Origin of the sequence: Flavihumibacter petaseus NBRC 106054 (genome assembly GCF_000974785.1) — a bacterium.
GTDB lineage: Bacteria > Bacteroidota > Bacteroidia > Chitinophagales > Chitinophagaceae > Flavihumibacter > Flavihumibacter petaseus.
The window spans coordinates 578,208-599,451 of record NZ_BBWV01000003.1 but is presented as its reverse complement, the minus strand read 5'-3'; the positions used below and the strand labels follow the sequence as shown (position 1 = coordinate 599,451).

General features: G+C 50.5%; 16 protein-coding genes. 10 read left to right on the top strand and 6 right to left on the bottom strand.

Going from position 1 to position 21,244, the window contains the following annotated elements; all coding sequences use genetic code 11:
• Positions 1–50 precede the first annotated feature (50 nt).
• Positions 51–1,313 (top strand): aspartate kinase, encoded by a 1,263-nt coding sequence (locus FPE01S_RS17860; RefSeq protein ID WP_046370383.1) that lies wholly within the window; start codon positions 51–53, stop codon positions 1,311–1,313.
• A gap of 7 nt (positions 1,314–1,320) precedes the next feature.
• On the opposite strand, the gene FPE01S_RS26020 is transcribed toward FPE01S_RS17860, so the two are convergent.
• Together FPE01S_RS26020 and hppD are read right to left on the bottom strand one after the other, a co-directional pair.
• Positions 1,321–2,520: a L,D-transpeptidase family protein gene (locus FPE01S_RS26020; RefSeq protein ID WP_046370382.1), complete on the bottom strand. Its 1,200-nt coding sequence runs from the start codon at positions 2,518–2,520 to the stop codon at positions 1,321–1,323.
• Positions 2,521–3,600: 1,080 nt separating this feature from the next.
• The gene (gene hppD, locus FPE01S_RS17845; RefSeq protein ID WP_046370380.1) at positions 3,601–4,725 is read right to left on the bottom strand and encodes a 4-hydroxyphenylpyruvate dioxygenase; all 1,125 of its coding nucleotides are present in this window, start codon (positions 4,723–4,725) and stop codon (positions 3,601–3,603) included.
• Positions 4,726–4,899: 174 nt separating this feature from the next.
• Here hppD and FPE01S_RS17840 point away from each other — a divergent pair, with 174 nt between their 5' ends.
• From FPE01S_RS17840 to purE, 5 genes are all read left to right on the top strand, one after another.
• The gene (locus tag FPE01S_RS17840) at positions 4,900–6,024 is read left to right on the top strand and encodes a 5-(carboxyamino)imidazole ribonucleotide synthase (RefSeq protein ID WP_046370379.1); all 1,125 of its coding nucleotides are present in this window, start codon (positions 4,900–4,902) and stop codon (positions 6,022–6,024) included.
• A gap of 135 nt (positions 6,025–6,159) precedes the next feature.
• Positions 6,160–7,227: an efflux RND transporter periplasmic adaptor subunit gene (locus FPE01S_RS17835; RefSeq protein WP_046370378.1), complete on the top strand. Its 1,068-nt coding sequence runs from the start codon at positions 6,160–6,162 to the stop codon at positions 7,225–7,227.
• Between the two features lies 1 nt (position 7,228).
• Entirely contained in the window at positions 7,229–10,321 is a 3,093-nt protein-coding gene (locus tag FPE01S_RS17830; RefSeq protein WP_046370377.1) for an efflux RND transporter permease subunit, read from the top strand.
• Between the two features lie 9 nt (positions 10,322–10,330).
• Positions 10,331–11,650: a TolC family protein gene (locus FPE01S_RS17825; protein ID WP_046370376.1), complete on the top strand. Its 1,320-nt coding sequence runs from the start codon at positions 10,331–10,333 to the stop codon at positions 11,648–11,650.
• 44 nt (positions 11,651–11,694) lie between these two features.
• Entirely contained in the window at positions 11,695–12,231 is a 537-nt protein-coding gene (gene purE / locus FPE01S_RS17820; RefSeq protein WP_046370375.1) for a 5-(carboxyamino)imidazole ribonucleotide mutase, read from the top strand.
• On the opposite strand, the gene bshC is transcribed toward purE, so the two are convergent.
• A complete protein-coding gene (gene bshC / locus FPE01S_RS17815; protein WP_046370374.1) occupies positions 12,216–13,838 on the bottom strand; it encodes a bacillithiol biosynthesis cysteine-adding enzyme BshC in 1,623 nt (540 codons plus the stop codon). The two genes, purE and bshC, sit on opposite strands and share 16 nt — an antisense overlap.
• Positions 13,839–13,867: 29 nt before the next feature.
• Complete coding sequence (locus FPE01S_RS17810) at positions 13,868–15,115, bottom strand: NAD(P)/FAD-dependent oxidoreductase (RefSeq protein WP_046370373.1); 1,248 nt, start codon at positions 15,113–15,115, stop codon at positions 13,868–13,870.
• Between the two features lie 89 nt (positions 15,116–15,204).
• On the opposite strand from FPE01S_RS17810, the gene FPE01S_RS17805 reads away from it, so the two are divergent.
• Positions 15,205–16,506, top strand: a complete 1,302-nt coding sequence (locus FPE01S_RS17805) for a sterol desaturase family protein (protein ID WP_072054014.1) — start codon at positions 15,205–15,207, stop codon at positions 16,504–16,506.
• Here FPE01S_RS17805 and FPE01S_RS17800 read toward each other — a convergent pair.
• A complete protein-coding gene (locus FPE01S_RS17800; protein ID WP_245624019.1) occupies positions 16,430–17,881 on the bottom strand; it encodes a glycoside hydrolase family 140 protein in 1,452 nt (483 codons plus the stop codon). The two genes, FPE01S_RS17805 and FPE01S_RS17800, sit on opposite strands and share 77 nt — an antisense overlap.
• Before the next feature lie 110 nt (positions 17,882–17,991).
• Here FPE01S_RS17800 and FPE01S_RS17795 point away from each other — a divergent pair, with 110 nt between their 5' ends.
• Genes FPE01S_RS17795 through FPE01S_RS17785 form a run of 3 tightly spaced genes read left to right on the top strand, consistent with a single transcriptional unit; the run spans position 17,992 to position 20,106 of the window.
• Complete coding sequence (locus FPE01S_RS17795) at positions 17,992–18,459, top strand: hypothetical protein (protein WP_052955982.1); 468 nt, start codon at positions 17,992–17,994, stop codon at positions 18,457–18,459.
• A gap of 1 nt (position 18,460) precedes the next feature.
• Positions 18,461–19,432 carry an MBL fold metallo-hydrolase gene (locus tag FPE01S_RS17790; RefSeq protein ID WP_052955981.1) on the top strand — a complete coding sequence of 324 codons (972 nt, stop codon included), beginning with the start codon at positions 18,461–18,463 and terminating at the stop codon, positions 19,430–19,432.
• Positions 19,432–20,106, top strand: a complete 675-nt coding sequence (locus FPE01S_RS17785) for a DNA alkylation repair protein (protein WP_046370372.1) — start codon at positions 19,432–19,434, stop codon at positions 20,104–20,106. The genes FPE01S_RS17790 and FPE01S_RS17785 overlap by 1 nt, the downstream gene beginning before the upstream one ends.
• Here the strand turns inward: FPE01S_RS17785 and FPE01S_RS17780 are convergent.
• Entirely contained in the window at positions 20,103–21,242 is a 1,140-nt protein-coding gene (locus FPE01S_RS17780; RefSeq protein ID WP_046370371.1) for a serine hydrolase domain-containing protein, read from the bottom strand. The genes FPE01S_RS17785 and FPE01S_RS17780 overlap by 4 nt on opposite strands.
• Between the last annotated feature and the right edge of the window lie 2 nt (positions 21,243–21,244).

Genomic DNA, 21,244 nt, shown 5'->3' with positions numbered 1-21,244 from the left:
AGAAACTGTGCTGAAACCATAACTTTGACCCATAAACGACCAATCATTTTATGCGGATCTACAAGTTCGGTGGCGCTAGTGTCAGTACATTGGAAAGAATCAACCAGGTTAAGGATATTCTCAAGAACGAACAACAGGAAGAATTACTGATTGTGATCTCCGCCATGGGCAAAACGACCAATGCGCTGGAAAAAGTTGCTGAGCAATTCTTTTCCGGTAATCAAAAAGAGGCATTGGCATTGTTTCAACAGGTAAAGGACCAACACCTGGACACCGCAAAGTACCTGCTTGTAACGCATTATCTCGCCTGCGAAAATGACCTGATCAACTTTTTTACGGAAGTGGAATGGCTGCTGCACGATAAACCCGTGCGGGACTTTGACTACTATTACGACCAGATCGTTTGTGTCGGCGAATTGTTGTCCACCTGCATCGTCAGCGCTTTCCTCAATGAATCAGGTGTGGCCAATACCTGGGTAGACGTCCGGGACATACTGCGCACCGATGATCGTTTCCGGGATGCCAATATCGACTGGTCGTTTACGCGGCAACAGGTGGACAAAGTGCTCCGGCCTTTGTTCCTGGCAACCAAACTGGTGATCACCCAGGGCTTTATCGGGGCAACCGACGAAAATGAAAGCACCACATTGGGCAGGGAAGGCAGCGACTATACTGCAGCCGTATTTGCCAACATGCTTGATGCCAGTCACCTGTCCATCTGGAAAGATGTTGAAGGCGTCATGAATGCCGATCCCAAAAAATACCCCGGGGCACAGCTGATCCCCACCCTGAACTATACAGAAGTGATTGAAATGGCGTATTACGGTGCCCAGGTCATTCACCCTAAAACGATCAAGCCCCTGCAGAACAAAAGCATTCCCCTCTATGTCAAATGCTTTCTTGATCCGCAGTTGCCGGGAACCGTCATCCACAATAAGCCAATCGCTCACCTGCCGCCGATCATTGTGATGAAAGACAGCCAGGTTTTGCTGCAACTGAAATCAAAAGATTTCTCTTTTATCGGAGAACAGGAAGTGGGACAGCTGTATCACCTGTTTGAAAAACTTTCTTTCCGCCCCAATCTGACCCAAAACGGCGCGATCAGCTTTACCTGCTGCCTGGATGACCGGCCCGAAAAGATCGAGGCACTGGCGCTTGGCGCAACTGATTATTTTGATGTGACAGTGGAAAAAGGATTGCAACTGCTTACCGTGCGTCATTATCACCAGGATGTGGTGAACAGTCTTGTGGGTGGCAGGAAAGTAGTCTTATTGCAGCAAACGCCCGAAACGATGCAGATGGTGGTGCGGTAAGGATGGATCAGTTGCCCCCGGTCAACGTTGCGGTCTTGTTCTCCACAACAATGGTCTGTTTCAGTTTCATGGGAACTGCTTTTTCTTCGCGAATGGCCGGCGCCCAGTCGGGCATGGTTTCCAGTGCATCCAGCAGTTTCTCATTCAACAGGTCGTTACCGCCTTTCAGAATTTTTGGGTTCAGTACCTTTCCATTTTTGTTGACGATGAATTCGATGAGCACATATGCGGTATGCTGATCTTCTGAAAGATAGGGAGCCAATTCAGTATTCAGGTTCCTGAGATAGTCTCTGAATGCACCAGCGCCGCCGGGAAACTCGGGAAGCTTATGTACGGTGGTGGGAATTTCCTTTTCATTAAATGCTTCCTGCTTCCTGTCTTTCTTGATTACAACAGGAGCGGCAGCTTTTTTATCGGCACCAGGAACAGCTTTCTTTACATCATCATCCATTACATAACTGCCGCGGCCATTCACCATGATAACGGGCAGTTTTTTATGTTTTTCGAAATAGAAGAACACTTCTTTCAGGCTGTTGGCCAAATAACTGTAGTCTGCAAAATCGCGCACATAGCGGTTAAGATATTCCGTACTCCTGCGGTTGTCGAATCGCACCGGAAAAATATGGACCGGAATAAAATCCTGTCCGAGGGATTTTGCATTTGAAGCCAGCACATACAATTCTTCAATCTGGCTGTCGGTAATGGGAATGCAGCCTGTGGTAACACAGCTGCCGTGAATATAAATATCTCCACCTGGCTGGATCGCGTCGCTGAGATAGCGGTCAGAAGCATTCGGGTAGTTAAGGCCCAGGGAAAGATGATAAACGCTGCGGGGATTGAATTCGTTGATGTAGTAGAACCCTTCCGGCACCTGGTAATCGCCTTCCATCCGTTTTGGACCCAGTGTTCCAGCCATGGCGCAAACCTTGTAGGTTTTGAACAACTGGAAGGGCTGGTCTTTTTCTCCTTTCACCCACACTTCCAGCTGGCTGTCGTATTTGAAAGAGCGGATATACAGGTATTTGGCCGGCCATGCCAGTCCCTTGTCCCGGAATTGGCGCACCAGGGAGTCTTCCCTTTTCTTCAGGTTGTCACCAAAACGGGAACCATTACGCTGAAATTCGGCATAACCGGGCTGATACGCAGTTTGTGCAACAGCTTCAGACCCCAATGCCAGAACAAGAAGGTAGGCTAATAATTTTTTCATAGTAACGACCGCACACCGCTAAAATAGGCAATTAATTGGCTATGTGCCATCCCTAAATACCCCCATTTCGGGGAATGGGTGGATAACTGCGGTGAATGGTCGAAGGTTTGAGGTCTGCAGTCTGCTTTACCTGCCGAAGCTTTAGCAAAGGTGGGCTTTGCCCTTCGTCTTCGTCTGCCGAAGTGCAGCGTAGGCAGAAGCCCTGGCTAAGAAGGTATCTGCTTTTTTGAAAGTGGGCAATTTATAAAACTGAGTGAAATGAGCCACCAGACTGCATTTCACAAAACTAAACGTTTGCATACGGTCATTGTAAACACGTGGTTTGTGCCAACGCGGGGCAATTTCACGTTTGAAAGCTTCCCAGCTATCATTTTTCGGGTAACAATTGACTCGTTTATGAAAACGGTATTTCAAACGAATAATACACGTACTCCTCTAAAACTCAGTGCGGTGGCTTATTTCACTGTGTTTACAAATTGTAATATTTTGAAAATCAGACACCTCCCGCTGAGCAGGGGAATCAATATAGCCATATAACGACCGGAAAAATTTGCCGGACAACTGTAGCATGACGTTATGTTGTAAGGCAAAAAATACCTGCAGAATGTAGTGGTCGCTCACCATGCCCTGTGTTAAACGTGTAAAAAAGATAAAAGTTCCGGCTGGAAAACCTTATTGAGGTATCCGTGCAATAAACGGAATTACGAGTTTATTTTCCTGAAACGCAGTCTGGTGGCTCATTTCACTCAGTTTTATAACTTGCCAGTTTCCCCAAAAACAGCAACCACCTCTGGACGCCCTTGCTGTAAACAACTGAAAATCAACAACAATTTTCATAAGTGTAATTACCAAACTTTCGAAAACCCGCGTCCACACAGCATTTGAATAGCAAACCAATAGCAATCCTACAGCGATCATACAGCCGTCCCCCAGCAAAGGGGTGGTTTCGCTATAGGATGGCTGTAGGATTGCTGTTAGACGGCTATTAGACGGCTATCAGATTGTACTGCCTCCGCTCCCACCTGCGCAAAAGCTTCGGCAAGCAAAGCCAAACTTCAAACCTCAAACCCCAAACTTTCTCTACAAGTTCCCCCGCATCTCCTGCTCCCGCTCAATCGCTTCGAAAAGCGCCTTAAAATTCCCTTTGCCAAAGCTTTTGGCGCCCTTGCGCTGAATAATTTCAAAAAACAGTGTTGGCCTGTCTTCAACCGGTTTGGTGAAAATCTGCAACAGGTAGCCCTCGTCGTCGCGGTCAACCAGGATGCCAAGCTGGCGCAACGGCTCAAGGTCTTCGTCGATTTTACCGACGCGGCCAAGCAGGTCATCGTAATACGTAGTCGGAACTTTCAGGAATTCAACACCACGGGATTGCAACGCTTCCACAGTGGCCACAATATCATTGGTGGCAAGCGCCACATGCTGGCAGCCTTCGCCATTGTAGTAATCCAGGTATTCTTCCACCTGGCTTTTCTTTTTGCCCTCGGCGGGTTCATTGATGGGGAATTTGACGAAGCCGTTTCCATTACTCATCACCTTGCTCATCAGCGCGGAATACTCCGTCGAAATATCCTTGTCATCAAAACTGAGGATATTCCTGAACCCCATCACTTCTTCATAGAAATGCACCCATTTGTCCATCTGGTGCCAGCCCACATTGCCCACACAGTGGTCCACATACTGCAGCCCGGTGTCTGCAGGATTATATACCGATTCCCAGGCACGGTATCCCGGCAGAAAAGTGCCTTCATAATTTTTTCTTTCGATAAAGAGGTGAACTGTCTCGCCATAGGTCCGGATACCGCTCATCACCACTTCCCCATAATCATCTGTCTTTACAATAGGCTCCATCCAGGAAATCGCACCCCGGTCTGTCGTTTCTTTCCAGGCCTTGCGTGCGTCCTGCACCCGCAACGCCAGCGCCTTCACGCCGTCACCATGCCGGTAAATATGATCGGCCATGGCATTGTCCGGCCGCAGCGGCGTCGTGAAAACAAAAGTCAGTTTATGCTGGCGGACCGCATAGCTGGCCACTGCTTTCTGGCCGGTTTCCGGACCGGCATAAGCAAGGCTTTGAAATCCAAAAGCAGTTTTATAAAAATGAGCAGCCTGCTTGGCATTGCCCACATAAAATTCCACATAGTCAGTTCCTTCCAATGGCAGGAAATCAAGCGTCGCTGACGCCAGGTTTAGTTCAGCATTTATCATGTTGATTAAGTTTCGGATTGTAGATCTGGATACAGCAAAAAACCTAAACGTCCGAATCTTCAGCGAGTGATACCATCAGCAGGCAGTACGTCCTGCGATTGTCGGGAAACAACTTGTGGGGATAGTCTGGTATCATCTTCCAAAGGTAACAAAATGTATCCTTACTTTTGTGCCATGAAAAAAGTAGGCATACTCGGCGGCGGACAATTAGGCAGGATGTTATTACAGGAAGCAGCCAATTTCCCTGTTGAGACCTGGGTCATGGAAAACGACCCGGAATGTCCTGCAGCCCATTTATGCCAGCATTTCGTAGTGGGCAATATCCGTTCCTACGATGATGTTTACCGTTTCGGAAAAAATTGCGATGCCCTTACCATCGAGATCGAATCCGTAAACGTTGAAGCCCTGGAACAACTCGAAAAGGAAGGCGTGACGATCATCCCGAAGCCTGCGGCATTGCGGATCATCAAGAACAAGATCAGGCAAAAAGAATTCTACCAGCAACACCAGTTACCAACAGCCGCATTCAGAACAGTGGAGAACAGGAGTGCACTCCAGGATTGCCTGGATTTCCTCCCTGCTGCCATGAAACTGGGTGAAGGGGGGTATGACGGGAAAGGCGTTCAGATCCTTGAAAAAGCCGAAGACATTTCGCTGGGCTTTGATGCGCCAAGCGTCCTGGAAAAAAAGGTAACGATCGATAAAGAGATCGCCATCATCGTGGCCATCAATGCAAAGGGCGAAACTGCCCTTTATCCACCGGTAGAAATGATCTTTGATCCCTATCTCAACCTCCTGGATTACCAGGTCGCTCCGGCAGACATCCTGCAAAAGATCCTATGGCGCGCAGAAGCGATTGCCATTACCCTGGCCAAAGCATTTCAAAGCCCCGGACTTTTTGCCATTGAACTATTCGTCGACCGCAATGGCGACGTACTGATCAATGAAACCGCACCGCGCGTGCACAACAGTGGCCATCATACGATTGAAGCCAATACCTGTTCGCAATACGAAATGATGTGGCGCCTGCTGCTGGATCTTCCCCTCGGCAATACCGCTGCCCTCCTGCCCGCCAGCCTGGTTAACCTGATCGGCGAAAAGGGGCATAGCGGTCCCGTGGTCTATACAGGCCTGGAAGAAGTGCTGAAAATGGATGAGACCTTTATTCATCTCTATGGTAAAAAAGAAACCCGTCCCGGTAGAAAAATGGGCCATGTAACCATCCTGGGACGAGACCGCCTCGATCTTACGCGCAAAGCGCAGCAAGTCAAGCGTTTATTGAAGGTTGAAAGCAACTGAGCCGCGCTTTTTCCAACCGCTCATGTCGCTTTTCGACCACTCATCACGGATATCCGTTAAGAAAAAGTAAGGGTGCAGCACTAGAGTGAAATCTGTTAATTTTACCGCTGTTGCAACCTTAAACAGCCGTTACTCATGCCCGTTATAGTAAAGCAATATTTTATTGCGTGCCTTGCCTTATGTACGTTCGTCACTGCCTGCCATTCCAACAAGGATAAAAAAATAGCACCGCCGGCCGCCGGCGGTCCGGCAGGACCGGCAAAGCCAACCAGGGTGGAAGGTCACCTGGTGAAAACGTCGACCGTTAGCGAGAAGCTTGAGGTTCCGGGCAGTCTTCTCCCCTACGAAGCCACTGAGCTCCGGCCGGAAGTATCCGGAAGGATCACCCAGCTGAATATCCGCGAAGGCCAGTCGGTGGGGAAAGGCGCCCTGTTGGTGAAACTATATGATGCCGATCTCCAGGCCCAACTCAAAAAACTCCAGGTGCAGCTTGAAATGAATGAAAAGACCGCTCAGCGCCAGGGAGAATTGCTGAAGATCGATGGCATCTCCAAACAGGAATATGACCTCAGCGTGCTGCAGGTCAGCAATGTGAAAGCAGATATCGAACTGATCCGCACATCCATTGAGAAAACAGAGATCCGTGCGCCGTTTAACGGCAGGATCGGGCTGCGGAATGTAAGTATCGGCGCGTATGTTACCCCCGCTACCCTCATCACCAACATCAGGCAGGAAGAACAGTTAAAACTTGAATTTACCGTTCCCGAAAAATACAGCAGCAAGGTTTCGACAGGCAAAAAGATCCAGTTCACAGTGGAAGGCCTGAATAAATCCGTTCCGGCCAACGTGATCGCCACGGAAGAAGCCGTAACGGAAGACAGCAGGAGCCTTCGGGTAAGGGCAGTCGTAGAAGGCAAAGCACCGCAGCTGATTCCGGGAGCTTTCGCAAAAGTACTGCTCGATTTTGGCCAGGACAATAATGCCCTGATGATCCCCAGCCAGGCCGTGATCCCACAGGCCAGGTCAAAAAAAGTGATCGTCTATCGTGGCGGAACCGCCAAATTTGAAACCGTTACTACCGGTGTTCGTGACTCTTCACAAGTGCAGATCCTGTCTGGCCTGATGCCGGGTGATACGATCGTCATTACAGGACTCCTGACCATCAAGCCCGAAGGAAAGATTGAAATCTCCAAAATGAATTAAGATGAATATTTCAGAACTGAGCCTCCGGCGGCCGGTATTGGCCATTGTGATGAATATCATCATCATTGTATTCGGACTGATTGGTTATAAATTCCTGGGGGTGCGCGACTATCCTGCTATTGATCCCCCGATCGTGAACGTGCGCACCGCCTATTCCGGTGCAAATGCCGATATCGTCGAATCACAGATCACGGAGCCGCTGGAAAAATCCATTAACGGGATAGCCGGTGTAAAGAACATTACGTCCAGCAGCAGCCAGGGTACCAGCAATATCACGGTTGAATTCGATCTGTCTATTGATCTCGAAGCGGCAGCCAACGATGTGCGGGATAAAGTTTCTCAGGCACAACGGTCACTCCCTGAAGATATTGATGCGCCGCCGGTAGTGTCCAAGGCAGATGCCAGTTCAGACTTTATCCTCGCTATGACGGTGCAGAGCAATACCCGGAATCAATTGCAGGTAACGGAATATGCGAACAACAACCTCCTCGAAAGGTTGCAGACCATACCCGGTGTCAGCGGCATCCAGATCTGGGGGGAAAAGCGGTATGCCATGCGGATCTGGTTTGATCCGTCTAAACTGTCTGCATATGGACTCACACCGGCGGATGTAGAAGCAGCGCTACGCACCCAGAACGTGGAACTCCCTTCCGGAAAGATCGCCGGCAATGCCACAGAACTTACGGTAAGAACATTCGGGTTATTAAATACAGAAGAAGAGTTCAACAATATTATCGTCAAGAATGTAAACGGCGCCAATATTAAAGTGAAGGATATCGGGGAAGCCGTGCTGGGACCGGAAAACGAAGAGACTATTCTGAAAGAAAGCGGCATTCCCATGATCGGACTGGCGATCATCCCACAGCCCGGTTCCAACTATGTGGCGATCAGCGATGAATTCTACAAGCGATACGCGCAGATCGAAAAGGATCTTCCCGCAGATTTCCGCCTGGATATCGGCCTGGATCAAACGAAGTTCATCAAACGATCGATCCTCGAAGTGAAAGAAACACTCCTTCTCGCCTTTATTCTGGTGGTGCTGATCATCTACCTGTTCTTCCGCGACTGGATCATTGCGATCCGGCCATTGATCGATATACCTGTTTCGCTGATCGGAGCTTTTTTCATCATGTACCTGCTCGGGTTTACGATCAATGTGCTGACGCTGCTGGCGATTGTGCTGGCGACCGGACTTGTGGTGGACGATGGCATCGTGGTGACGGAGAACATCTTTAAAAAGATGGAAAAAGGAATGGACAAGTGGCAGGCGGCGAAGGAGGGTTCCAAAGAGATCTATTTCGCCGTTATCGCGACCTCCATCACCCTGGCTGTGGTTTTTCTTCCCATCGTATTCCTGCAGGGTTTTGTGGGAAGATTATTCCGTGAATTCGGTATTGTGGTAGCTGGTGCAGTGTTGATCTCTGCATTTGTATCCCTTACCCTTACTCCGGTGCTCAACGTGAAGCTGACCAGGAAGGTGCATAAGAACTCCTGGTTTTACAACAAGACAGAGCCCTTCTTTGAATGGATGGAAAACAGCTACCGGAAAACACTGAACGGGTTTATGAAGGTGCGCTGGATCGCCATCCTGATCATCCTCGTCTGTGGTTGGGCGATTTTCAACCTATGGACAACCATTCCATCTGAATTGGCACCAATGGAAGACCGCAGTCAGTTCCGGTTAACGATCACGGCACCCGAAGGTACTGCCTTCGATTATATGGACAATTATATTGACCGGTTGAGCAAATTCGTAATGGACTCTGTTCCGGAAAAGAAGGTGATGATCACCGTTACAGCGCCTGGTTTCAGCGGATCAGGATCCGTGAATACCGGGTTCCTGAGAATGCTGCTGGTGGATCCGGAAGACCGCGTACGCAGCCAGCAACAGATCGTTGATATGGTGAGCCGCAATCTGCCAAAGTTCAATGAAGGGAAGGCATTTGCGATCCAGGAACAGACCATTTCTGTTAACCGGCGGGGAGGCCTCCCGGTACAGTTTGTGATTCAGAATGTCAACTTTGACAAGATCCGCGAAGTACTTCCCAAATTCCTGGACGAAGCCGGTAAAAACCCGGTTTTCCAGGGCGTGGATGTTGACCTGAAATTCAATAAGCCGGAGCTGCGTGTAAATATTGACCGCCTGAAGGCAAGCCAATTAGGAGTGAGCATTGAAGACGTTTCTTCTACCCTGCAGCTGGCCCTGAGTAACCGCCGCCTGGGTTACTTTACCAAAGATGGGAAGCAGTACCAGGTGATCGGCCAGTTGTCCAGAAATGAGCGGGATGAACCCGCGGATCTGAAGGCCATCTATGTCAGGAGCAATACAGGAAGGAGTATCTCTCTCGACAACATCGTGTCTTTTGAAGAAGAGACTACACCGCCAACGATCTACCATTTTAATCGATACAAGTCAGCAACAATATCAGCAGGACTCGCACCGGGAAAAACGATCGGTGATGGTGTCAAAGCCATGCAGGCCATTGCCAAAAATACCCTGGATGACTCCTTCAGCACGGCATTGTCGGGCAACTCGAGGGACTTTGCAGAAAGTTCGAGCAATACCAGCTTCGCCCTGTTTTTAGCGCTGGGGTTGATTTTCCTGATTCTTGCCGCACAATTCGAAAGTTTCATTGATCCATTCATTATCATGTTCACCGTTCCGCTGGCCATTGCCGGGGCACTGATCAGTTTGTGGATCTTCGATCAGACACTGAATATCTTCTCCCAGATCGGGATGATCATGCTGATCGGCCTGGTGACCAAGAACGGGATCCTGATCGTGGAATTTGCCAACCACAAACGGACGGAAGGCGCCACCAAAAAAGAGGCAGTCGTTGATGCCGCTGTTGGCCGTCTGCGCCCGATCCTGATGACGAGCCTGGCGATGTCACTTGGCGCACTTCCCCTTGCACTTTCCCTTGGTGCGGCTTCTACCAGCCGGATCCCCCTCGGTATCGTGATCGTAGGCGGCATTATGTTTTCCCTGATCCTAACCCTTTATGTTATTCCGGCCATGTATTCGTTCCTTTCTTCCAAAAAGAAAGCGCACAGCGAGCTGGATGAAGTAATTACCATACCGGTCTCCGCGTAAATGATAAGAATGAAAGCAAGAACAGGATTTCTCTTACTGGTACTGTGCGGTTGTTCCCTATGGGCCGGCGCGCAGGATATGCTTAGCCTGGAGCAGGCGATTGCGCTCGCCCTGAAAAACAACTACGATATCCAGTTATCCCGAAATGATTCCGCTTCGTACGCCCTGGATGACAGCTATGCCTATGCAGCATTTCTGCCCCGCCTGAACGGAACGGCATCAAAGGTGTGGAATGTCAACGCGCAGAAACAGGAACTGGCCAATGGCAGCAAACGTGATACGTCAGGACTAAAATCCAATAACCTCCAGGCGGCAATCAACCTGAACTGGACCCTCTTTGACGGACTCAAAATGTTCGCCACCCGCGAAAGGGTTGCCGAACTCGTTAAATTGGGTGACCTGGGTGTCAAAAACCAGGTGGTCAATACCGTCGCTACTGTTGTAACCAATTATTATGGCATCGTCAGGCAAAAACAACAACTGAAAGCCATCATTGAACAGAAAAGCATCAGCGAGGAAAGGGTCAAACTGGCGGACAAAAAGCTTAGCGTAGGCCTCGGCGCCAAACCTGAATTATTGCAGGCCAAAGTCGATCTCAATGCCTTCATTGCCGCACAGCTGCAACAGAATACCCTGATCGAACAACTGAAGGAACAACTGAACCAGCTGATCGGCATCGACAAAACCAGCTACTACGATGTGCTGGATACCATCCCCATCCGCGAAGACCTGATCCTGGGAGACATCCGCAACAATATCGATCTGACCAACCCGCAGTTGCTGATCGCCAAAAAGAACATCACGATCGCTGAACTGACCTACAAGGAAAGAAGAGGGGAAAGATTCCCGGTGCTCAATTTCAACTCGGCCTACAACCTCACCCGTACGACCAACAATTCGGTGATCAACACGTTTACGCCATTGTTCAACCAGAACGCAGGTTTCAACTATGGTTTCAGCCTGCAGGTACCCATCTTCAATGCCTTCAATGCCAAACGGCTCCAGGAGCAGGCTGCACTGGATATCAAATACCAGCAGATCAGTCTCGATAACCAGCGTTCAATCGTAGATGTGCAGGTGAACAATGCATTCAAGGATTATGAGTTGCAAAAACGGAACCTGTCGCTTGAAGAGGAAAACATCAAGCTGGCGCGGGAGAACGTCTTTATTGCGCTGGAACGTTTCAAACAAGGCGTGAGTACCTATATTGAACTGAGGGAGGCGCAGATCAGTCTCAATGACGCCTATAACCGGCTGATCGCGGCCCGCTTCAATGCGAAGGTGGCGGAAACCGAACTCATGCGCCTGAAGGGTGAAATTGTCAAATGAGTTTGTCGGGGAAATAACCTTTTTTTGCAGAACTATTCGACAGTATGGCAAAAGCAACCAACAACACCGCGCCCCAGGTAGGCATTATCATGGGATCTGATTCAGACCTTCCAGTAATGGAAGCTGCCGCGGAAATGTTACGGCATTTCGGCATCCCCTATGAGCTCACGGTGGTATCGGCACACCGCACACCCATGCGGATGGTGGAATATGCCAAAGCCGCCCGGGACCGCGGGTTGAAGGTGATCATTGCCGGCGCCGGCGGTGCCGCCCACCTTCCCGGAATGGTCGCATCGCTTACCCCTCTGCCCGTTATTGGTGTTCCGGTGAAGTCCTCCAACAGCATTGACGGCTGGGATTCCATCCTCTCGATCCTCCAGATGCCCAATGGCATTCCGGTGGCTACTGTAGCATTAAATGCGGCAAAGAATGCGGGCATTCTCGCCGGATCCATGATCGGCGCATTTGATGCCGGGATTGGCGATAAAGTTGCCGCCTACAAAGCGGGACTTGAAGAAGAAGTATTGAAAAAGGCATCCAAACTGCAGGATGCCGGTCACCCCAATCAATTCGACAGCTGAACACTTACCGGTAAGCCACAGACGATAAATTTCATTTCTGTAGTGAGCGAATTTTCATAAATATGATCGATGAATTTATGTCCGTACCGGGCATAAAAAGGCATGAAATTCTCTACCCTTTCCTGCAGGTTTTCCCGCGGAAATAACATGTCTTTCAACTGGTGCAATTGCCGGGACTGGTCGCTGAATTTCCGCTTTTCTGCCCGGAGTAATTTCTTTTCCAGGTTGGCCAGTTGTTGGATCATTCTTTTTTGCAGCGCCTCCACATGCGGCACCAGGGATTGATCAACCTTTCCGGAGATCCCCGAAACGTGCGCGTAAAAGGCGTTGGCGTCCCTGATCTCATTGGTCAGGTGGATCTGCACGGCGGTATCGCGTTTCACCAGTTCATTCAGCAACTGTTGCTCCGGTTTAAAGATCTCCCCCTCATCAATCTCCAGTTTCTGCATCAGGGCCTGGCTCCGGGAGTTGATCAGCAAAAAGGAGTTGCGCAATACCTGTACAGGATAGGGAACCTTGTAATGCTGAAACAGGTCCCTGAGCTGCAGCCAGTAAGCCAGTTCACCACCACCGCCGATGAAAGCAATATTGGGAAGAATGGTTTCCTGGTACAAACCCCGGAGGATCACGTTCGGGCTCAGCCGTTCCGGATGTTCTTTCAATAAAGTCTCCATCTCCGCTGATGAAAATCGGATTGCGGTATCGATCACGTGAAATTCATCTCCGTTTCTGACGATGCGGTTTCGGATATTCCCCTCCAGGTAAAACAGGTTGATTTCCCGCGGATGGGCCTGCACTTTATAGTGTGCAGCCAGGCGATCATTGGTAGCAGTCACCAGTGAAGAGGGCAACTGTTCAAAAAGATCATCGTGAAAGACCTGTTGCATGGTATTTTTCAGCGAAGCCTCATCAGCGATCAGCACCACGAGTCCATAACCGGCAAACAACTGGTGCAGCAGGCGGAATGTAGCGGTCTGGATATCCGGTGCGCCAACATAGGCCGTGGTCAGCATCGACATCAGTTCCGGCCCATAGGGCAACACAGAAAGTTCTCCGCTGATCCTGTTCAGCAGCTTTTCAATACCGGTTGTTTTCATGCGGCCCACAGCACCGGTTTGTTTCGTATCCCAAACCAGTTTCTCTCCGTTCAGAAAAACCTTTCCCAGTTCATCAAGATCGGCATCCTCACTGCCCATATAATATACCGGCACGAAATGCTTGCCGGGAAAATCTTTTTTCAGTTGTTCTGCAAGCTTTACGGCATGCAACACCTTGTAGACAAAATAAAGATAGCCGGTGAAAATATTGGGTTGGTGCGCCGTGCAGATGGTGAAAGTATCGGGCGATAACAGGCTTTTGATATTCTCTTCCACCTGCGAAACGCCCTGCAGGGATGCCTGGGCGTATTGTTTTTCCAGCGCAGTAACCAGCGTTTTCCGGTCTGTGGGGAATTGCTCACGCTGACGGATAGCCGCAGCAAACCCGTCGTGGTCAACGGAATGTTCATAAAATGGCCGGATGGTGGCAGTTTCCCGCACATAGTCCGTAACAATCGTGCTGAAATATCCGGTCTCTTCGTAGGGATAGCAGCGGCAGTTTTCTTCCATTAGGTTTAATTCAATCTAAAGTTATGACTTCAGCCAAACCTTTCGGGGTCATAAGGCCGGAGGTTTACCGAAGGTTGTTGTTCATTCAGCAGCTCGCTTACCAACCGTCCTGTTCCGGCGCCCAGGCTCAGGCCGATCATGGCATGCCCGGTTGCAATTACCAGGTTGCGGGCCTTGCTGCTTCTACCGATATACGGCAGTCCGTCAGCGGAGCAGGGCCTGAATCCATACCAGATCTTATCTGGTGCCGGAAAGGGAATCTGGAAATCGGGCAGGTATCTTTCCACTGCATGGATAATTCCTTTCACTCGCTTCATCCTTGGCGCCCGCGTCGTGTTGGTAATTTCCATCGTTCCTCCAAACCGGATCTTGTTCCCGTCCATGGGTGTTAAAGCGACCCGGCCTTCCATTAATACAGCGGGATGGTTCAAATTGTTGGATGAGTTTTCCAGCGTCAGTGAATAACCGCGGCCGCCGACCATGGGCAACGACAATCCCAGTTGCCGCACGAGATCACTACTCCACGCTCCTGCTGCCAGCACCACTGCCTCTGCATCATACCGGTGACGCGTCGTCACTACCTGGCGGATCTGTTGCTGATCCATACTGAACCCTTTCACGATTTCATTTCCCTTAAAGGTGACGCCCAATCCTGCCAGGGCACTCCTGAGAGAATGCATGAGTTTGTTCGGATAGAGGTGTGCGTCATCGGGGAAATACAAAGCGCCTTTGATATTCAGGGTAGTCTGCGGCTCCATCGCCTGAACGGCTTCCCGCGTAAGCATCTCCGCGCGGATCCCCAGGCGCAGCGCATCTTCGCGCACATGATGGGCATGCGCTTCCTTCTCACTGGTCTGAAAATATTCCAGCAATCCTTTTTTCTCGTAAGCCATCTCCATACCGGGAAGGCTGCTCCATTCATGATAGGTCTGCTGACTGAACAGGGCAATATCCCGCAACGGAACAGCCGCCGCCGTTACCCTTTCGGCTGTTGCATTTTTGGCAAACAACCATGCCCATCGCAGCAGGGGCCAGCTCAGCCGGGGCTCAACATAAAACGGGCTTTCTGAATTCCACATCCACTTTAATCCCTGCCGGATAATGCCGGGTGTGGCTAGGGGTATAAAATGTGAAGGGCATACATACCCCGCATTTCCGTAACTGCAGTTGTCCCCGAAATCATTTCTGTCCACCACCGTAACCTGCCAGCCGGATGTCTGTAAAAACCAGGCGGAACTCAGGCCAACTATGCCGCCGCCAATTACGATCGCACGCATTTGTCAAAAATAATGATTGAAGTCAAGAATAATGGGGATTGCTATGCCAGCCCCGCATTTGGCTTAACTTTATCTATCAGACGCCATATATGGAAACCTACGGTAAAATTTTGCTGATCGCCATGCCTGTCTTTCTGCTGCTTGTCCTGTTTGAAAAGTGGTGGGGCTGGAGAAGAAAATTTGATACCGTCAGGAATATGGACATGATCTCCAGCCTGAGTTCAGGCATCACCAATGTGACCAAAGATGTGCTGGGCCTCAGCGTCATCATCATCAGCTACGGCTGGCTGGTAAAGCACCTCGCGATCGTTACGGTTCCGGATGGCTGGTTAACCTACCTGGTCGCATTCATCGCACTTGATTTTGCCGGTTATTGGACCCATCGCATTTCACATGAATACAATTTCTTCTGGAACAACCATATCATCCATCACAGCAGTGAAGAGTTCAACCTTGCCTGCGCGCTTCGCCAAAGCATCAGCAGCATTGTCAAGATCTTTGCCATTTTCCTGCTGCCGGCAGCCATTCTCGGGGTTCCCGAAAAAGTAATCGCCATCATTGCACCACTTCATCTTTTTGCGCAGTTCTGGTACCATACCCAGCACATTCATAAAATGGGTTTCTGGGAAAAGATCATTGTCACGCCTTCGCACCACCGGGTGCACCATGCGCTGAACCCTGTATACCTGGATAAGAACTACGGGCAAATCTTTATTTTCTGGGACAAATGGTTCGGCACTTACCAGGAAGAATTGCCGGAGGTGAAACCTGTTTATGGCATCACGCGGCCGGTAAGAACATGGAACCCCATCCGCATCAACTTTCAGCATCTCTGGCTGCTGATCACCGATGCCTGGAAAACAACATCATGCAAAGATAAATTCCGGATCTGGCTAATGCCAACCGGATGGCGGCCCGCCGATGTACAGGAACGTGAACCGCTTTATAAGATTGAAGACCCCTATGCATTCAAAAAATACGATCCCGCTGCCTCCACCTTTCTACAGGTATGGAGCTGGGTGCAGCTGGTTGCCTGCCTGCTGTTCATCAGCTATCTGTTTGGCAACATCGCGCAGATCGGCAGTCCCGGCATGTTTCAATATGGTTTCTTTGTTTTCCTGATGATCTATGCTTTCACGGAACTGATGGACAGGAGAAGAACTGCGCTGTTCTGGGAACTTGCCAAGAACGCCTGGTTGTTCTACCTCGTCTGGATCCAGGGAGACTGGTTCGGTTTGTCCGCACTGGTACCCGCCGGCAAGTACCTGGTATTGGGTTATGGCGTATTGTCGACGCTGATTGTAGGCTGGATTGTTATTGCAAAGGCGTTCGGTACTGATAGTCCGGATTATCCAGTACCAGCACCCAGTCCTGGCCAACTCCCTGGGTAGGCGGCGTGAATTCGATCACGTCTGCACGATATTGTGTTTTGCCCTTTACGACCATGCCCAGCCGCGGATCAAACCACCAGCCCTTGATGTCAGAGCTTTTCATCCAGGTGGTTCTGACTTTTATCTTTTTGCCTACCGGCAGATAGATCATCGCAAATGAATTTTCCTTTCCCCGGAAGGCCGTCATAAATTCTCCTTTCTCCCCCTGGCCACTCACAATGATCGAATTGTCGTACACCCGCTCGAGGAGCGGTCGCGATTCCATCAGCTTCCGCAGGATGCTCACATCAACAGCGCCGGGCCTGTCCAGCGCGGCTGTCCAGCTACGGTCCACATGATTGATCGGCTCTTCCCGTTCACTGTAAAACTGCCACACGGCATGATGCCCGTAGGTAACCCCTGCGGCTCCGGCAAATACGGAACGGTAGCATTGTTTGCGCACGTCATAATTGTCGAAATAGCCATTTTTGGGATCCCACTTCGGCCATGGATTCACAGGATGATCTTCATAATTGGGCTCCGCATCAATGGTGGGTTTGGGATTCGGCAATTTTGAATCACGGTCCACCCATTTCCATACCGGCACATCATGTCCGCCACCATGACCACTCTGCATGGTGTTCATATTCAGCCAGGGCTCTTTATGAATATATTGAGAGGTGCTTTTTTCTCCGCCCGAAGTATGATAGGTAATAAAAGCCTGGTAGTTCGTGCCTTCCTGGATGCCGCGCGCCATCGCCCGCCAGATCGGCCGCCAGTCGTTGGTATCTTTCTGCGGGGGCCGGTCGCCACCCAACATCCAGATCACATTCTCGTCATCCTTATACCGGTTGCCCAGCCATTTACCATAGTTGTAGGCATTCTTCTCCGTGAAAATGGCCGGACCATCTCCCCAGTCCTTGGTCACTTTATCGCCCCAGGTGGGCAGCAGGCAAAGAAACATATCGCGGTTCGCACAGAGTTTCACTACCGTATCCACCAGTTCAAAATAGCGGGGATTGGGTGCAGCGATATTAAAATTATTGAAGGGGATGGCGCCGTAACGATTGGGCTTCTTAATACCATCAAACTCGGCCAGTATTACAGCCTGGATCACATTAAAACCTTTTTTGTACCGGTCATTCAGGTAGGTTTGGATCTCTTCAAAGCTCAGGCGGTGGAACAATTCCCAGCCGGTATCGCCTAACCAGAAAAAAGGGCGGTCGTTGGTGGTGGAGAGGAAATGAGCGTCGTTGCTCACCCGAAGACGGCCGTTTTTCCAGCCGGATGCGGGTGCCTGCTTCGGCATGGCCGGTTGTGCGTAAGCATTGCCCGAAAGGAAAGTGACGGCAATGGCAAATACTACACTGAGGGTCAGATATTGGATGAATTTCATAATCGGTTCAGTACTAAGGCTATGAAACTACATAGATAACGCTTTCGGACAGAAAAATATTTCATTTTCAGGGGGTTTCGTAGTTTTCACCGATAAAACAGAATAGCGTTATGTGTAAAGGATGGATTACGATGGCTTTGGCATTGCTGCTCGTTCTGGCCCAGGGTTGCAACAATGCACCTGAAAAGGCCACTGCTGAGGAGAAGCCGGCTGTGGCAGGTGATTCGCTGCAGTCTAAAAAGTGTTATGCCCACCTGTCGGCTACTGACACAATCACCCTGGTGCTGAACGGTCCCGATTCCCTGGTAAAAGGGGTACTGGTTTATGCTTTTTCGGGAAAGGACCGGAACGTCGGCACGATCGCCGGCAAGTTCAATCACGATACCCTGTTTGCCGATTATACCTTTTATTCCGAAGGCGTCGAATCGGTGCGGGAAGTGGCCTTCCTGAGAACCGACAGCAGCATGACAGAAGGATTCGGACCTGTTACGGAAAAAGACAAAAAGATGGTGTTCACCAACCACCAGGAACTGACTTTCGGAAACCAGTTTTTTCTTTCGCCTCAAAATTGCCGGTAATATGCGGTTCCAGAATATCCACCCCACACCGATGCTGCAACCCGGCACGAACCGGTGGAAAATCCTGCGGGATTTTCTGAATAAACCCAGGGACGTTTTCCCTTCCCATCCCCTGCCCCATGTGCAACAGGATCTGCGGGATTACGAAGGTGATCATCCCCGCATCACCTGGTTTGGCCATTCCTCCTACCTCATCCAGGCAAGGGGCATCAACCTGCTGATCGACCCGGTATTCAGCGGTCACGCATCTCCCGTTCCGGGAATGGTTAAAGCCTTTCCCGGTGCCAATACCTACGGCATTTCGCAAATGCCGCCGATAGACCTGGTGATCATCACCCATGATCATTACGATCACCTTGACCGGAAAACGCAGCTGGCGCTGGCTGCACATACCAAGGCATATGTATGTCCGCTTGGTGTGGGCAAATACCTTCAGCGCTGGGGCGTGCCGACGTCAAAGATCCGCGAACTCAACTGGTGGGAAAGCTGGAATGCCGATGTATCCGAAACACCGCTTCACCTCACGGCGATGCCTGCACGCCATTTCTCGGGGCGTGGTCTCGTCAATGGAAAAACGCTCTGGGCCTCCTACCTGCTGCAGTTCGCAGGCGCAAAAATTTACCTGGGCGGAGATTCCGGCTATGATAATCATTTTGTACAAATCGGCGAGAAAGCCGGCCCGATCGATCTCGCCATTCTCGAATGCGGTCAATACAACCTGCAATGGCCGCTGATCCACATGCTGCCGGAAGAAGCCGTTCAGGCAGCCATTGACCTGCAGGCCAAATGGCTGCTGCCCGTGCATTGGGCCAAATTCGGCCTGGCTTACCATGCGTGGGACGAACCGATCAGGCGGGTTACTGCCGCCGCCGCTAAACGGGGTGTCTCCATCACCACGCCGCAGATCGGGGAAAGCATCCTCCTCCAACACCACTATCCGCAAACGGAATGGTGGGCCCAAAAATCTGCCTGATGAAAAAAACGACCAGGGCGCTGCTTGACGAACTACAGGGAGCATTTGACTTTCATGCCGATCCTGCCAAAAGCGAACCCATGGCGAAATACATGAAAAACAGGTTCGCTTATGTGGGATTGCCACAGCCGCTGCGAAAGGAATTGTCCGCTGATTTTCTGAAGCAGGCGCGTTCACTGGAAAGCACGGAGATCATCGCACTCGCCAAAACGCTTTGGAACCTCCCCGAACGCGAATACCAATATGTTGCGATGGAGTTGCTGCATAAAGCAAAAAAGCAGTGGGACAACAATTTCCTGGAACTCTTCCTGCAACTGGTCACGGAAAAATCATGGTGGGATACTGTTGATTTTATCGCTGTAAGGCTGGTCGGCGGCTATTTTCCGCCCGGCGGTAAAGTGCCTGCCATCATGAAGCAATGGGCGCGGTCGGAAGACATCTGGCAGAACCGCACGGCCTTGTTGTACCAGCTCATGCACAAAGAAAAAACGGATACAGCATTCCTTTTCGCCAGCATAGACCAGCTTAAGGGCAAAAAAGAATTCTTCATCCAGAAGGCGATCGGCTGGACCTTGCGGCAATATCACCGGGTTGACCCCGAAACAGTGGAAGCATTTGTGGAGCGTTCCGGCATCGCGGGACTGGCCCGGCGCGAAGCCTTAAAACATGCCTAGGGTTTGATGTAATGGTGATACAAAATACCGGCGCATTTTCGTAGCAGGTCGTTGAAACCTTCTTTGTAAACCGGGTTACAGCCATTGGTGATCAGCACCACTCCGAATTTTTGTTGCGGCTCAAAAAACATCACACTGTACAATCCATAAGCCGAACCGGTATGTCCCACCAGCTGCTCTCCAGGGATAAACTTGTCGGTCTTCCACAGCGCGAGGCCATAGTTTTCCTCCGCCGACAACGGCGTCTGCATGATCTTCGAACTTTCCGTACTGATCAGTTGTCCGCCGGCATAGGCGCCATAGTTCAAGTGCATCATCATATAGCGGGCGAGCCCGGGTGCAGAGATCTTCATGCCACCTGTGGGCGAAAATACCGGTGTGCTGTATCCGAGCTGGTATTGCTGTAGTTCTGTGCGGCGCGGGTTGTAAGCACCGGGCTGGGGAGAAAAGGAGGCAGTAGCACTGTCATATTCGTACAGCGTAGCCAACCGCGAAGCATCCAGCGAATCGACACAATAACCGCCGTACAACTGCAGCGGTTCCAGCACATGATGGCGTACATACTGGTCAAAACGCTCGCCGCCGAATTTCTCGATCACTGCGCCCACCAAATTGTAGTTCAGGTTGCAGTAACGGTATCCCTTCCCGGGCGCATAATCACTGTAACAGTTTTGCCAGTTGGCCGTCTTCGCCGGGTTGATGGAATCGAGGGAAAAATACCCCTGGCTGTCGTTGATACTCGAAGTATGAGACAGCACCATGCGCAGGGTGATCACATCACCCGGAAATTTCGGGTTGCGGACGGTAAAGCCGACCAGGTTGCTGAAATCATCATCCAGGGAGAGTTTGCCTGCTTCCACCAGTTGCATGATGCTGGTGGCAGAAAAGGACTTGGAAATAGAGGCAATCCGGAACAGATCCGTGGTTTCCAGTTTCTCCCGGCTTTGCCTGTCTTTCAGGCCAAACGCGTGTTCATAGACGATCGCGCTGTTTTTAACGACAGCCACCGACAATCCCACCGCTGCATACTCCTTCATCACTTTCCTGATGGCTCTTTTGGTGCGGCCGCCCTGGCCTTCTGCGGTAGATACGAATAAAAATGTTGTTAAAAGTGTAACGGAAAGCAGGATACGCATGA

What these genes read in the sequence shown, in the direction of transcription:
- hppD (WP_046370380.1), bottom strand. Translation starts at nt 4,725, where the DNA reads ATGATAAATGCTGAACTAAACCTGGCGTCAGCGACGCTTGATTTCCTG.
- FPE01S_RS17840 (WP_046370379.1), top strand. Translation starts at nt 4,900, where the DNA reads ATGAAAAAAGTAGGCATACTCGGCGGCGGACAATTAGGCAGGATGTTA.
- bshC (WP_046370374.1), bottom strand. Translation starts at nt 13,838, where the DNA reads ATGGAAGAAAACTGCCGCTGCTATCCCTACGAAGAGACCGGATATTTC.
- FPE01S_RS17810 (WP_046370373.1), bottom strand. Translation starts at nt 15,115, where the DNA reads ATGCGTGCGATCGTAATTGGCGGCGGCATAGTTGGCCTGAGTTCCGCC.
- FPE01S_RS17800 (WP_245624019.1), bottom strand. Translation starts at nt 17,881, where the DNA reads ATGAAATTCATCCAATATCTGACCCTCAGTGTAGTATTTGCCATTGCC.
- FPE01S_RS17785 (WP_046370372.1), top strand. Translation starts at nt 19,432, where the DNA reads ATGAAAAAAACGACCAGGGCGCTGCTTGACGAACTACAGGGAGCATTT.
- FPE01S_RS17860 (WP_046370383.1), top strand. Translation starts at nt 51, where the DNA reads ATGCGGATCTACAAGTTCGGTGGCGCTAGTGTCAGTACATTGGAAAGA.
- FPE01S_RS17835 (WP_046370378.1), top strand. Translation starts at nt 6,160, where the DNA reads ATGCCCGTTATAGTAAAGCAATATTTTATTGCGTGCCTTGCCTTATGT.
- FPE01S_RS17805 (WP_072054014.1), top strand. Translation starts at nt 15,205, where the DNA reads ATGGAAACCTACGGTAAAATTTTGCTGATCGCCATGCCTGTCTTTCTG.
- FPE01S_RS17790 (WP_052955981.1), top strand. Translation starts at nt 18,461, where the DNA reads ATGCGGTTCCAGAATATCCACCCCACACCGATGCTGCAACCCGGCACG.
- FPE01S_RS17830 (WP_046370377.1), top strand. Translation starts at nt 7,229, where the DNA reads ATGAATATTTCAGAACTGAGCCTCCGGCGGCCGGTATTGGCCATTGTG.
- purE (WP_046370375.1), top strand. Translation starts at nt 11,695, where the DNA reads ATGGCAAAAGCAACCAACAACACCGCGCCCCAGGTAGGCATTATCATG.
- FPE01S_RS17825 (WP_046370376.1), top strand. Translation starts at nt 10,331, where the DNA reads ATGAAAGCAAGAACAGGATTTCTCTTACTGGTACTGTGCGGTTGTTCC.
- FPE01S_RS17780 (WP_046370371.1), bottom strand. Translation starts at nt 21,242, where the DNA reads ATGCGTATCCTGCTTTCCGTTACACTTTTAACAACATTTTTATTCGTA.
- FPE01S_RS17795 (WP_052955982.1), top strand. Translation starts at nt 17,992, where the DNA reads ATGTGTAAAGGATGGATTACGATGGCTTTGGCATTGCTGCTCGTTCTG.
- FPE01S_RS26020 (WP_046370382.1), bottom strand. Translation starts at nt 2,520, where the DNA reads ATGAAAAAATTATTAGCCTACCTTCTTGTTCTGGCATTGGGGTCTGAA.